Here is a 12,706-nt window from a genome sequence, read left to right on the forward strand (position 1 = left end):
TTGCCAAGCCGCACCGGCGCGCCTATGTCTGGACTGCAATCCGGAGCAGGCCCATGGCGCGCGCCTTCCTTTTCGTTCTCGATTCCTTCGGCATCGGCCACGCCGCCGATGCCGAACGCTTCGGCGATACGGGCGCGGACACCTACGGCCATATTCTGGCGGCCTGCGCTGCGGGGGAGGCCGATCGGGCGGGAGTCCGGCAAGGCCCGCTCGAACTGCCGCATCTGCGGGCTCTCGGGCTCGACCATGCAGCCGCGCTCGCGGCCGGCAGGGAGGTGCCCACGGCGCCCGCGCCTTCAGGCTTCTACGGCGCGGCGGACGAAAAATCCTCCGGCAAGGACACGCCCTCCGGCCATTGGGAGATCGCCGGGGTGCCGGTGCCCTTCGAATGGGGCTATTTCCCAGAGACCGTGCCCACCTTTCCGGCGGATCTGACGGACCGCCTGGTCGCGGAAGGCGGCCTGCCCGGCATTCTCGGCAATTGCCACGCCTCCGGCACCGAGATCATCGCACAGTTGGGCGAGGAGCATGTGCGCACGGGAAAGCCCATCTGCTACACCTCGGCGGATTCGGTATTCCAGATTGCCGCGCACGAGTCGCATTTCGGCCTCGAGCGCCTTTGTGGATTGTGCGAAATCGCGCGGCGGCTCGTCGACCCTTACAGGATCGGCCGTGTGATCGCACGCCCTTTTACGGGCGAGAACGCCGAGAGCTTCCAGCGCACGGCGAATCGGCGCGACTATGCCGTGCCGCCGCCCGAGCCGACCCTGCTCGACCGCGTGGTCTTGGCAGGCGGACGGGTCCTCGCCGTCGGCAAGATCGGCGACATCTTCGCCCATCAGGGGGTATCGGAGGTGCGCAAGGCCGCCGGCAACATGGCGCTGTTCGACGCGACGCTGGAGGCCATGAACGCGGCCGGGGAGGGCGACCTCGTCTTCACCAACTTTGTGGATTTCGACATGCTCTACGGCCACAGGCGCGACGTCGCCGGCTATGCGGCCGCGCTGGAAGCGTTCGACCGCCGCCTGCCGGAGGCGCTCGCACGGCTTGAGCCGGGCGACATGCTGGTCCTCACCGCCGATCACGGCTGCGACCCCACCTGGCGCGGCACCGATCATACGCGCGAGCGCGTCCCCATCCTGATCACGGGCCCCGGGCTGGGCACCGGCCCGATCGGTCTTGGAGCCACCTATGCCGATATCGGCGAGACCGTCGCGGCGCATCTTGGGCTTGCGCCGGGCCGTCACGGCCATGCTTTCCCACCGGTGGCCGATGCCTGAATTGCCCGAGGTCGAGACGGTCCGCCGGGGACTGGAGCCCGTGATGGAGGGCGCGCGCGTCCTCAAGGTGGAGCAGAGGCGGCCGGACCTGCGCTTCCCACTCCCCGCGAGCCTTTCGGAACGGCTGGCAGGCCTCGCCGTGACGGCGCTCGGCCGGCGGGCGAAATATCTCCTGATGCATCTGGAAGACGGTGCGGTTCTCATCTGCCATCTCGGCATGTCGGGCTCGTTCCGCATCGAGGCGGAGGACGCTGCCGCGCTGCCCGGCGTGTTTCACCATCCGCGCTCCAAGAACGACAAGCACGACCATGTGGTGTTCCATCTCGGGAAGGACGGCGGCCCGCCGGTGCGCGTCGTCTACAACGATCCGCGCCGCTTCGGCTTCATGCTGCTTGCGCGCGAGGCGGACCTGGAAAGCCATCCGCTTCTGGCTGGACTGGGCGTGGAACCGACGGGGAACGCACTGGACGGAACCCTGCTGGCTTCGCTTCTCGCCGGCAGGCGCACGCCGCTCAAGGCCGCGCTCATGGACCAGCGCGTCGTTGCCGGGCTCGGCAACATCTATGTCTGCGAGGCGCTGTGGCGCGCCGGGCTGTCGCCGCGGCGCGGCGCGACGACCCTTGCGACCAGGGGTGGCGGGTCGACCGGGCGCTGCGAGCGCCTGGCCGAAGCCATCCGAACGGTGATTGCCGAGGCCGTGCGGGCCGGAGGCTCGTCGCTGCGCGACTACGTGCAGGCCGACGGATCTCTCGGCTATTTTCAGCACAGCTTCAACGTCTATGACCGCGCGGGCGAAGCATGCCGAAAGGAGGGCTGCAGCGGCACGGTGCGCCGCATCGTTCAGGGCGGGCGCTCGACTTTCTATTGCCCGGCCTGCCAGCGCTAGGTTAACTGCCGGGCCGGACCAGAAGAAGGAGCGACGTTCATGGCGCACGAGACCATATTGGTGGAGACGCGGGGGCGCGTCGGGCTGATCACGCTCAACCGTCCCAAGGCGCTGAACGCGCTCAACGCCAAGATGCTCGAGGAACTGGTCACCGCAACGGAGGCCTTCGACGCCGACGCCAGAGTCGGCGTCATCGTGATCACCGGCTCGGAGAAGGCCTTTGCCGCCGGCGCCGACATCAAGGAGATGCAGGACAAGTCCTATGTCGACGCCTATATGGAGAACTACCTGGCCGGTTGGGAGCGTTTCACCCGCGTGCGCAAACCGGTGATCGCCGCAGTGGCCGGCTATGCGCTCGGCGGCGGGTGCGAACTGGCCATGATGTGCGATTTCATCCTCGCCGCCGACACCGCCAAGTTCGGCCAGCCCGAGATCACCCTGGGCATCATGCCCGGCATGGGCGGAACACAGCGCCTGGCACGCATCATCGGGAAATCGAAGGCGATGGAAATGTGCCTGACCGGGCGCATGATCGAAGCGGCGGAGGCGGAGCGTTGCGGCCTCGTCGCGCGCGTGCTGCCCACGGGCGAGCTGATCGAGGAGACGCTCAAGACCGCCGACAAGATCGCCGAGTTCTCCATGCCGGCCGTCATGATGACCAAGGAAGCGGTCAACCGCGCCTATGAAACGGCTCTCGGCGAAGGCCTCCGCTTCGAACGGCGCATGTTCCAGTCCATGTTCGCGCTCGACGACCAGGAGGAAGGCATGAGGGCTTTCCTCGAAAAACGCTCCCCGCAGTTCAAGAACCGCTAGCGACTGTTTGGCGTTGACGCGCCGGGCAGGCTGAATTATAAGCCGCCTCGACTGAGGTGGCCCGTCGGCTGCCCTTTTATTTTTTGCCTCGGATTCCCTGTTCTGAACGGGATTCGTGGCGGGAACAGCTGAAACGAGAGAGGACAGATGGCCAATACACCTTCGGCCAAAAAGGCGGTGCGCAAGATCGCCCGCCGGACCGCGATCAACAAGAGCCGCCGTTCGCGCGTGCGCACCTATGTGCGCAAGGTCGAAGAGGCGTTGGCCTCAGGCGACAAGGGCGCAGCCGAAAACGCACTACGCGCCGCCGAACCGGAACTGATGCGCGCGGCTACCAAGGGCGCCCTGCACAAGAATGCCGCCTCGCGGAAAGTTTCGCGGCTTGCCCGGCGCGTGAAGATGCTGAACGCCTGAACAGCCTTCCAGCGACAACCATCCACCCGGTCCCTCGCGGGGCCGGGTTTTTCTTTGCCGGACAATGTGTTGGACGAGACGTGGGGGCCGCCGGCCACGCGCGCTTTTTCATTTGCCGGCATCATTTTTTCAAGCGCCTAGGAAAACTGTCATAGAAGTCCGGACGCCCCTTGAGCCGTGGAAGGAATTATCCAATATTATCAGTCTCTTGTAATAGTTTATCCACAGGCGACACTTGTCATGCGAAGGACCTGTTCCGCCTCCTGATGTCAAGCATTTTTTTTGGATTTTTTTTCCGGGAACGGGCGCTCCAGAGCACCCGTGAAAAGCCTCTTGAATCAAAACAGCTTAAGCGTTTTTGCGCCGTTCGAGGCCGCGTATCGAAGGCTTTTGCGCAGGCCAATTCGTGAAAAAAGGGTTAGCCGTGCCCTTGCCCTTTCCACGCGGATTTCGGTAATGTCTGTTCATCGCAAGGGCAGGCGCAGGCCTATAAAACCAAGCCAAAAAGGCAATATGTGCCGCGCGTTTTTTTCGCGCGCCGCTACGCTTGTGCCCAAGCGAGTTGTGAGGGATCCGCGGATTCGTCATCGCTGCAATCAGGAACTGCTCTGGCCTACACGCCGGAAGCATGATGGCTGTGTCTGTGAAACCAACCTTGGCCCATGGGGGGCAAAAAAGGGAAAGGAGGTGCCGGCGCAGGAACCCGCTTGAACATTGGCAACAAACGGACGGGCAGTATCAGGTTGTACGCATGTCGATTAAGCGAGCCCGTTTGAATAATCAGAAGCATTTTAACAGGGAAACGAGGATGCAAAGCGGCGTCGAAAGGGAAGTCGAGGGAGCTTTCTCTTTTCAAAATCCCGCAACCCAGGGGGATAAAGGAGACGATTGCAGTGAGCCCAGCGCTGCATTCGACCGTGTCAGGGCCCAGTTGAAGGCCCGTTTGGGCACGGAGGTCTATTCAAGCTGGTTCGGGCGAATGAAGCTGGCGGAGGTCTCGAAGGGCATCGTCCGCATTTCAGTCCCCACCGCCTTCCTGCGCGCCTGGATCAACGGCCACTATCTGGATCTCATAACCGAGTTGTGGCAGGCGGAGGACAGTTCCGTCCTGAAGGTCGAGATCGTCGTGCGCACGGCCACCCGCCGAGCGGTGGCCCCGACCAAGGCAACGCCGGCGCCCACACGCCGGGTGACCAGCCAGTCCCAGGGCACAGGCGCCAGCAGCATAAACGGCGGGACACGTGCCGGCGCGGCGTCAGCAGGGCGCGCGGAACCGGCAGGACGGCCGAGCATACTCGGCTCTCCGCTCGATGGCCGCTATACGTTCGATTCCTTCGTCGAGGGCACATCCAACCGGGTGGCCTGCGCGGCAGCACGTACGGTGGCGGAGTCCGACGCGGGCGCCATCCGCTTCAACCCGCTCTTCCTCCACGCCTCTGTCGGGCTGGGCAAGACGCATCTCCTGCAAGCCATCGCCGCGGCATCCCTCAAGCGCCGGCCGCAATCGCGTGTGGTCTACCTGACGGCGGAATATTTCATGTGGCGCTTCGCCACAGCCATTCGCGACAACAACGCCCTGACCCTGAAGGAGCAGTTGCGCGATATCGACCTGCTCATCATCGACGACATGCAGTTCCTGCAGGGCAAGTCGATCCAGAACGAGTTCTGCCATCTCCTGAACATGCTGCTCGACAGCGCCCGCCAGGTGGTGGTGGCCGCCGACCGCCCGGCCTCGGAGCTTGAATCGCTCGAACCGCGCGTGAAGTCGCGCCTCAATGGCGGTGTGTCGCTGGAAATCGGGCCGCCTGACTACGACATGCGGGTGTCCATGCTGAAGCAGCGTCTCGGCGCCGCCAAGGCGGAAGACCAGTCGCTGAACATCCCCGAGGAGGTCCTCGAACACGTGGCGCGCGCGGTTACGGGGAGCGGCCGCGAGTTGGAAGGCGCCTTCAACCAGCTCATCTTCCGCCATTCCTTCGAGCCGCAGATCACGCTGGAGCGCATCGACGAGATCCTCGGGCCGATCTGCCGCACCGGCGAGCCGCGGCGCGTGCGCATCGAGGACATCCAGCGCATCGTCGCCCGCCACTACAACGTCTCCAAGACGGAGCTCCTGTCCAATCGGCGGACGCGCACGATCGTCAAGCCGCGCCAGGTGGCCATGTACCTGGCCAAGGTGCTGACGCCGCGTTCGCTGCCGGAGATCGGCCGCCGTTTCGGCGGGCGGGATCATACGACGGTGTTGCATGCGGTGCGCAAGATCGAGGGGATATCCGGCGGCGACAAGCAGCTGGCCCAGGAAATCGAGCTTCTAAAGCGCCTCATCAACGAGCAGGCCTGAAGGACGCTGTAGAGTTTAAATCCGTGCATCGTGCTTTCCGAGAAACCGATTCCGGTTTTCGGGCCGATGCGCCAGGCACCGCAACGGTTCTTGCGGAGCCATTTTCCCCAGAAAGCCCGCGGAAAACGGCTCCAAGCGTTCCGCGGGCTTGCCTTTCACGCTGATTTCCTGTCAGTTTGCTGCGAATCCGGCCTTCGAGCCGTGACAGGCATGTTCCCATGCCGTGACCTTTCATCCAGGCGAGAATCACCGGTCATGCGTGTAGTTCTTGAACGCTCCAATCTTCTGAAGTCCCTGGGCCACGTGCACCGGGTGGTGGAACGGCGCAACACCATTCCCATCCTGTCCAACGTGCTCCTGTCCTCCAACGGCGCAAGTCTGGAGATGAAGGCGACCGACCTCGATCTCGAGGTTACGGAAGCGACCGCGGCGAATATCGAGCAGGCGGGCGCAACGACCGTGCCGGCGCATCTGCTCTACGACATCGTGCGCAAGCTGCCCGACGGCGCCGAGGTGATGCTGAAGATGGACGAGAGCGGCAATGCCGTATCGGTGATTTCCGGGCGATCGACCTTCCGCCTGCAATGTCTGCCGCAGGCGGACTTCCCAGCGCTCACCGCCGGCCAGTTCTCGCACATCTTCCGCATGGATTCGGAAGCGCTGAGCGGCCTGATCGACAAGACTCAGTTTGCCATTTCGACCGAAGAGACCCGCTATTACCTGAACGGCATCTATCTCCACACGCTGGAGGATGACGGTGCGCTCAAGCTTCGCGCCGTGGCGACGGACGGGCACCGCCTGGCCCGCGCCGAGATCGAGGCGCCGGCGGGCGCCGAAGGCATGCCGGGCGTCATCATCCCGCGCAAGACTGTCGGCGAACTGCAGAAGCTGGTGGACGCCCCGGACGTGGCGGTGACGGTGGAGCTTTCCGAGACCAAGATCCGCTTCACCATCGGCAGCGTGGTGCTGACCTCGAAGCTGATCGACGGCACCTTCCCGGATTATCAGCGCGTTATCCCCGCCGGCAACGACAAGCAACTCGTCATCGACCGGCAAAGCTTCTCCGCCGCGGTGGACCGCGTCTCGACCGTCTCGTCCGAGCGCGGCCGTGCCGTCAAGCTGGCGATTGCCGAAGGCCAGGTGACGCTGACGGTCAACAATCCCGATTCCGGCAGCGCGACCGAGGAAATCCCGGCCGGCTATGACGCGGAGCCCATCGAGATCGGCTTCAATGCCCGCTACCTTCTCGATGTCGCCGCGCAGCTTTCCGGCGGCGAGGTCCGGTTCCTGCTGGCGGACGCCGGCTCTCCCACCATCATTCAGGACACGGCAGACGAGCACACGCTCTACGTCCTGATGCCGATGCGGGTGTGACCACGGCAGAATCCGCTTCCGCCGGGTCGAGCGGGCACCCGGCGCAGGTTCACATAACGAAGCTGCAGCTTGCGAACTTCCGTAACTACGCGAGCCTTTCGCTGGGACTTGAGCCCGGCGCGGTCGTGCTGACGGGCGAAAACGGGGCCGGCAAGACCAACCTCCTGGAGGCGGTCTCCTTCCTGTCGCCTGGCCGTGGGCTGCGCCGCGCCACGCTGGATGACGTGACCCGGATCGGCAGCACGGACGGGTTCGCCGTCCATACCGAGATCGCGGGGCCGCTCGGGACCTGCCGCATCGGCACGGGTACGGCCGGCGAAGGCGCCGAATCGGCCCGCCGCGTGCGCATCAACGGCGAGACGGCGCGCAGCGCCGAAGCGATGCTCGAATGGGTCCGGGTGATGTGGCTCACGCCAGCCATGGACGCGCTGTTCACCGGACCCGCCGCCGACCGGCGGCGCTTCCTCGACCGCCTCGTGCTGGCGATCGACCCGACGCACGGACGGCGGGCGCTCGACTACGAAAAGGCCATGCGGGCGCGCAACCGGCTCTTCGCCGACGAGGTGCGCGACGATGCCTGGTTTTCCGCCATCGAGGCGCAGATGGCGGAGACGGGCGTGGCGATCGCCGCCGCGCGAACGGAGATGGTGCGGCTGCTTTCGGCCATGATCGAGCGGCTGCCCTCCGACACGCCCTTTCCAAAGGCGCGGATCGCCTTGGCCGGCAGCGTCGAGGAAGGGTTGGAGACGAGCCCGGCGGTCGACGTGGAGGAAGACTTCCGCACGCGCCTTTGCGAACAGCGCTCGCGCGACCGGGCGGCCGGCCGAGCGCTCGAAGGGCCGCACCGCAGCGAGCTGCGCGTGCGCCACGCGCCGAAGGACATGCCGGCCGAAAACTGCTCCACCGGCGAGCAGAAGGCGCTGCTCGTCGGCCTCGTGCTCGCCCATGCGCGCCTGACGGCGGAGCTTTCGGGCACGGCGCCGATCCTGCTTCTCGACGAAATCGCCGCCCATTTCGACGCCGGAAGGCGCGCTGCCCTGTTCGACATCCTTGAGGAGTTGAACTGTCAGGCCTTCATGACCGGCACGGAAGCCTCGCTTTTTTCCAGCATCGAGGGGCGCGCCCAGTTCCTCACGGTGGCGGGCGGAACGATCATGCCGGCCGGCGCCTGACAAGACGCGATCGGCGCGCTATGGTCTACGCATGAATGAAATTTCCCCTGCCCTTTCCGCCGAGGAACTGGAACGCTATGCGCGCCATATCGTGCTGCCGGAGATCGGCGGCGCGGGACAGCAGAAGCTGAAACGTGCGCGCGTTCTGGTGCTCGGCGCGGGCGGCCTCGGCGCACCGGTCCTGGCCTATCTGGCGGCGGCCGGCGTGGGGACGCTCGGCATCGTCGACGACGACCGGGTCTCGCTGTCCAATCTGCAGCGCCAGGTCATCCATGACACCGGTTCGGTCGGCGCGGCCAAGGTGGACAGCGCCCGTATGGCGATCGGGCGGCTGAACCCGCATGCGGCGGTCGAGACTCATCTGACACGGCTGGACGCGGCGAATGCGCGGCCGCTCGTCGCCGACTACGACGTGGTGGTGGACGGATCGGACAATTTCTCCGCGCGCTACGCGCTGGCGGATGCCTGTGCGGCGGAAAGCCGGCCGCTGGTGACGGCGGCGGTGGGCCGCTTCGACGGTTCGCTTACGGTGCTCAAGCCGTATGAAAGGCGTGCTGACGGCACTGCCCTGCCCGGCTATCGCGACCTCTTTCCCAACCCGCCGCCCGAAGGCGTCGTGCCGTCCTGCGCGGAGGCCGGTATCGTCGGCGCGCTGACCGGCGTCATGGGCTCGCTGCAGGCGATGGAGGTCATCAAGCTCATCACCGGCATCGGCGAGCCGCTGGTCGGGCGGCTCCTGATGTACGATGCGCTGTCGGCACGCTTCGAGACGATCCGCTTCGGCAGACATAAAGCCGGTTTCTGACCCGGCCCGATCTGCTTCTGCGCAATTGCGGGCGGGAGACCGGTCTTCATTTCTTCTGCCCTAATTGGCAAATCGTCTGGCGGCCATGACGCACAGGATCACGGCGACGGTCGTCACGAGCATCGATAGGCTGACGGTCTCATGCAGCAGCGTTGCAGCCAGCGCCAGGCCGAAAAAGGGCTGAAGCAATTGCAACTGGCCAACGGAGGCGATGCCGCCCTGCGCGAGGCCGCGGTACCAGAATACGAAGCCGATCAGCATGCTGAAAAGCGAGACATAGACCAGGCCCAACCATGCCGGCCCGCCGATGCCTTGCCAGGAGGCCGGCATGAGCGAACAGGCGAGAACCAGCATCACCGGCAGCGACAGCACCAGTGCCCAGGATATGACCTGCCAGCCGCCGAGCCTGCGGGAAAGCTTCGCGCCTTCCGCATAGCCAAGTCCGCACACGAGGATGGCGGCGAGCATCAGAAGGTCGCCCGAAGTCGTCGCGTCTGCCCCGACGCTGAAGGCAAACCCGACGACAAGCGCGCTGCCCATTCCCGAGAACAGCCAAAAAGCGAGGCGCGGTCTTTCACCGCCACGCAGTACGCCGAACATGGCTGTCGCAAGCGGCAGAAGGCCGATGAAGACGATAGAGCGCGCCGACGTCATGTGCTGAAGGGCAATCGCCGTCAGCAGGGGAAAGCCCACAACCACGCCAAGCGCCACTACGCCCAGTGCGCCGAGATCGCCCCGCTGAGGCCGCTTCTGCCGAAAGGCAAGCAACAGCATCGCCGCCAGGAGCCCAGCCACAGCCGCCCTTGCCGCGGTGAGAAACACCGGATCGAAATCGGCAACCGCAACGCGGGTCGCCGGGAGCGATCCGCTGAAGATCAACACACCGAGCAGCCCATTGCCCCATCCACTTACCAACTTGTCCATCGCACCCCTCTTTTTGATCTTGTATCGGTTGCGCTGATGGAACTTGCCAGTGAAAATGCATGACAATCCTGATGAACTGTCATGGTCATGAGAGCAGTACAGAACGAAGACGAGTCAACGCCCGAAGGTGGGGGCGGGACACTGGTGGAGCACGTGATGGGGACGATCCGGCGGCGGATCTCCTCACGCGCGCTGCTGCCGGGTGCGAAGCTACCGTCCATTCGCCGCCTTGCCGAAACCATGCGGGTGTCCAAATCCACCGTCGTCGAAGCCTATGATCGGCTGATCGCCGAAGGTGCCATCACCTCGCGGCGCGGCTCGGGCTTTTTCGTCACCTCCCAACCGACCCCATTGTCCCTTGTGGAGATCGGCCCCCGGCTCGACCGTTCGGTCGATCCATTCTGGGTCTCGCGGCAATCGCTCGAAGCCGGGGATGGAATCCTGAAGCCCGGTTGCGGGTGGCTGCCTGCATCGTGGATGCCGGAAGCGGCCATCCGGCGTGCTCTGCGCCGCCTTGCCCGCAGCGACGACGCGATGCTGACCGACTACGGAACGCCGCTCGGGCTCGCATCCTTGCGCCGGCTGCTCGCCCGCAGGATGGGCGAGCACGGCATCGAAGCCGCGCCGGACCAGATCATGCTGACGGAATCGGGCACACAGGCCATCGATCTGCTATGCCGTCTCTTGATCGAGCCGGGCGATACAGTCGCCGTCGACGACCCCTGCTACTTCAATTTCCACGCTCTTTTGCGCGCCCACCGGGCGAAGATCGTCGGCGTCCCCTACACGCCGTCGGGACCGGACATGGAGGCTTTCGGGCGGACGCTGGCTGAGCACAAACCGCGCCTGTACATCACCAATTCGGCGCTCCACAACCCGACCGGCGCGACGCTCTCGCCCCTTGCCGCGCACCGGCTTCTCAAGCTCGCGGAAGAGCACGACCTGACCGTTGTCGAGGACGACATATTCTCCGACTTCGAGTACGAGCCCTCGCCACGGCTTGCCGCCTTCGACGGCCTGGAGCGGGTCGTGCATATCGGCAGCTTCTCGAAGACCCTGTCGGCATCCGTACGCTGCGGATACGTGACCGCGCGGCGCGACTGGATCGAGCGGCTGGTCGACCTGAAGATCGCCACATCCTTCGGCGGCGGGCACATGTCTTCAGAACTCGTTCTCGCCATTCTGCAGGACGGCACCTACCGCAAGCACATTGACGGGCTGAGGGCCAGCCTGTCGCGCGCGATGGCGCTGACGCGCGCACGCCTCGAATCGATCGGCGTGACGCCATGGATCGAGCCGAGGGCGGGCATGTTCCTCTGGTGCCGCCTCCCAGGCGCTTTGGACGCGGCGGATATCGCACGGAGCGCCCTTGCCGAAGGCGTCGTGCTCGCCCCCGGCAATGTCTTTTCCCTTTCACAATCCGCAAGGAACTACATGCGCTTCAATGTCGCGCAGTCGTCGGACCCGCGTATCTACTCGGTGCTGGAAGCGGCGATCGGGAAGCAATAGCGCATTCGTGTCCGGTCAAATCTTGCGCGGCAGCACGCGGTCGGGCGGGCGATGGCCGTCGAAGAAGGTGCGGATGTTGATGATTACCTTCTCACCCATGTCGATGCGGCCTTCGATCGTGGCCGAGCCCATATGCGGGAGGATGACCACCTTGCCATTGGCCGCCAGGCGCACCAGCTTCGGGTTGACCGCCGGCTCGTGCTCGAAGACGTCGAGGCCGGCGCCGGCCAGCTTGCCCTCCTCGATCATCTGAATGAGCGCATCCTCGTCGACCACGTCGCCGCGGGCGGTGTTTACGACGTAGGCGGAGGGCTGCATCAGCGCCAGCCGCCGCGCCGACAGAAGGTGAAAGGTCGCCGGCGTTGAGGGGCAGTTGACGGAGATGATGTCCATGCGGGCGAGCATCTGGTCGAGGCTGTCCCAATAGGTGGCCTCCAGCTCGTCCTCGATCATCGGCGCCACGCGGTGGCGGTTGTGGTAGTGGATGGAAATGCCGAAGGCCTTGGCGCGGCGCGCCACGGCCGTGCCGATGCGGCCCATGCCGACAATGCCGAGCCGTTTGCCCCAGATGCGCCGGCCGAGCATCCAGGTGGGCGACCAGCCTGCCCACTTGCCGTCGTCGGTGAGCACCGCCGCGCCTTCGGTCAGCCGCCGCGGCACGGCCAGCATCAGCGCCATGGTCATGTCGGCCGTGTCCTCGGTGAGCACATTGGGCGTGTTGGTGACGGTGATTCCCTTTTCCGCCGCCGCCGGCACGTCGATATTGTCGACACCGTTTCCGTAGTTGGCGATCAGCTTGAGCTGCTCGCCCGCCTGGGCGACGAGGGCGGCATCGATGCTGTCGGTGATGGTGGGCACCAAGACATCCGCCTCCTTGACCGCGGCGACCAGCTCCGGCTGGCTCATCGGCCTGTCGTCGATGTTCAGCCGCGCGTCGAAAAGCTCCCGCATGCGTGTCTCGACCTGGTCGGGCAGCTTGCGCGTAATGACGACGAGTGGCTTTTTCCTGCTGGTCATCGGCACCTCGTACCGCCCCTCCCGTTGAGACCTCTTTAACCAAGACCGGCGACACTGCGGGCCAAGGCGGCTCCCGCATTATGGCCACGGCCTCGTGTCTACCAAGCGGGCGCTGCGAAGACAAAGAAAAAGGCAAAACGCACGTTTTGCGGGGGTGCGTCGGGCTTCTCA

General features: G+C 65.1%; 11 protein-coding genes. 9 read left to right on the forward strand and 2 right to left on the reverse strand.

Translation table 11 applies throughout. From position 1 onward, the window contains the following. Positions 1-53 precede the first annotated feature (53 nt). From SIN08_RS23320 to SIN08_RS23355, 8 genes are all read left to right on the forward strand, one after another. Positions 54-1,280 carry a phosphopentomutase gene (locus SIN08_RS23320; protein WP_322454010.1) on the forward strand — a complete coding sequence of 409 codons (1,227 nt, stop codon included), beginning with the start codon at positions 54-56 and terminating at the stop codon, positions 1,278-1,280. Further along, positions 1,273-2,166, forward strand: coding sequence for a bifunctional DNA-formamidopyrimidine glycosylase/DNA-(apurinic or apyrimidinic site) lyase (gene mutM, locus SIN08_RS23325; RefSeq protein ID WP_322454011.1), 894 nt, complete (start codon positions 1,273-1,275; stop codon positions 2,164-2,166). The genes SIN08_RS23320 and mutM overlap by 8 nt, the downstream gene beginning before the upstream one ends. A 39-nt stretch (positions 2,167-2,205) precedes the next feature. Further along, positions 2,206-2,979: an enoyl-CoA hydratase gene (locus tag SIN08_RS23330; protein WP_322454012.1), complete on the forward strand. Its 774-nt coding sequence runs from the start codon at positions 2,206-2,208 to the stop codon at positions 2,977-2,979. A gap of 147 nt (positions 2,980-3,126) precedes the next feature. Then, positions 3,127-3,393 carry a 30S ribosomal protein S20 gene (gene rpsT, locus SIN08_RS23335; RefSeq protein WP_322454013.1) on the forward strand — a complete coding sequence of 89 codons (267 nt, stop codon included), beginning with the start codon at positions 3,127-3,129 and terminating at the stop codon, positions 3,391-3,393. 808 nt (positions 3,394-4,201) lie between these two features. Beyond that, positions 4,202-5,734, forward strand: coding sequence for a chromosomal replication initiator protein DnaA (dnaA, locus tag SIN08_RS23340; RefSeq protein ID WP_322454014.1), 1,533 nt, complete (start codon positions 4,202-4,204; stop codon positions 5,732-5,734). A gap of 255 nt (positions 5,735-5,989) precedes the next feature. After that, positions 5,990-7,108 carry a DNA polymerase III subunit beta gene (gene dnaN, locus SIN08_RS23345; RefSeq protein WP_322454015.1) on the forward strand — a complete coding sequence of 373 codons (1,119 nt, stop codon included), beginning with the start codon at positions 5,990-5,992 and terminating at the stop codon, positions 7,106-7,108. Further along, the gene (gene recF, locus SIN08_RS23350) at positions 7,105-8,280 is read left to right on the forward strand and encodes a DNA replication/repair protein RecF (protein WP_322454016.1); all 1,176 of its coding nucleotides are present in this window, start codon (positions 7,105-7,107) and stop codon (positions 8,278-8,280) included. Before dnaN ends, recF begins: the two co-directional genes overlap by 4 nt. Before the next feature lie 31 nt (positions 8,281-8,311). Beyond that, positions 8,312-9,085 carry a molybdopterin-synthase adenylyltransferase MoeB gene (locus SIN08_RS23355; RefSeq protein ID WP_322454017.1) on the forward strand — a complete coding sequence of 258 codons (774 nt, stop codon included), beginning with the start codon at positions 8,312-8,314 and terminating at the stop codon, positions 9,083-9,085. Between the two features lie 60 nt (positions 9,086-9,145). Here the strand turns inward: SIN08_RS23355 and SIN08_RS23360 are convergent, their stop codons facing one another. Next, complete coding sequence (locus SIN08_RS23360) at positions 9,146-10,009, reverse strand: DMT family transporter (RefSeq protein WP_322454018.1); 864 nt, start codon at positions 10,007-10,009, stop codon at positions 9,146-9,148. Between the two features lie 81 nt (positions 10,010-10,090). Between SIN08_RS23360 and SIN08_RS23365 the strand changes: the two genes are divergently transcribed. After that, entirely contained in the window at positions 10,091-11,518 is a 1,428-nt protein-coding gene (locus SIN08_RS23365) for a PLP-dependent aminotransferase family protein (RefSeq protein ID WP_322454019.1), read from the forward strand. Positions 11,519-11,533: 15 nt separating this feature from the next. On the opposite strand, the gene SIN08_RS23370 is transcribed toward SIN08_RS23365, so the two are convergent. Next, positions 11,534-12,535, reverse strand: coding sequence for a 2-hydroxyacid dehydrogenase (locus SIN08_RS23370; RefSeq protein WP_322454020.1), 1,002 nt, complete (start codon positions 12,533-12,535; stop codon positions 11,534-11,536). Positions 12,536-12,706 lie beyond the last annotated feature (171 nt).

Source organism: Chelativorans sp. M5D2P16 (assembly GCF_034427935.1).
In the GTDB taxonomy this organism is placed as follows: Bacteria; Pseudomonadota; Alphaproteobacteria; order Rhizobiales; family Rhizobiaceae; genus Chelativorans.

Bases quoted from the DNA above. Each gene is read 5' to 3' on its own strand.
- SIN08_RS23365 (WP_322454019.1), top strand. From the start codon at position 10,091: ATGGTCATGAGAGCAGTACAGAACGAAGACGAGTCAACGCCCGAAGGT.
- SIN08_RS23320 (WP_322454010.1), top strand. From the start codon at position 54: ATGGCGCGCGCCTTCCTTTTCGTTCTCGATTCCTTCGGCATCGGCCAC.
- SIN08_RS23330 (WP_322454012.1), top strand. From the start codon at position 2,206: ATGGCGCACGAGACCATATTGGTGGAGACGCGGGGGCGCGTCGGGCTG.
- dnaN (WP_322454015.1), top strand. From the start codon at position 5,990: ATGCGTGTAGTTCTTGAACGCTCCAATCTTCTGAAGTCCCTGGGCCAC.
- SIN08_RS23370 (WP_322454020.1), bottom strand. From the start codon at position 12,535: ATGACCAGCAGGAAAAAGCCACTCGTCGTCATTACGCGCAAGCTGCCC.
- dnaA (WP_322454014.1), top strand. From the start codon at position 4,202: ATGCAAAGCGGCGTCGAAAGGGAAGTCGAGGGAGCTTTCTCTTTTCAA.
- mutM (WP_322454011.1), top strand. From the start codon at position 1,273: ATGCCTGAATTGCCCGAGGTCGAGACGGTCCGCCGGGGACTGGAGCCC.
- SIN08_RS23355 (WP_322454017.1), top strand. From the start codon at position 8,312: ATGAATGAAATTTCCCCTGCCCTTTCCGCCGAGGAACTGGAACGCTAT.
- rpsT (WP_322454013.1), top strand. From the start codon at position 3,127: ATGGCCAATACACCTTCGGCCAAAAAGGCGGTGCGCAAGATCGCCCGC.
- SIN08_RS23360 (WP_322454018.1), bottom strand. From the start codon at position 10,009: ATGGACAAGTTGGTAAGTGGATGGGGCAATGGGCTGCTCGGTGTGTTG.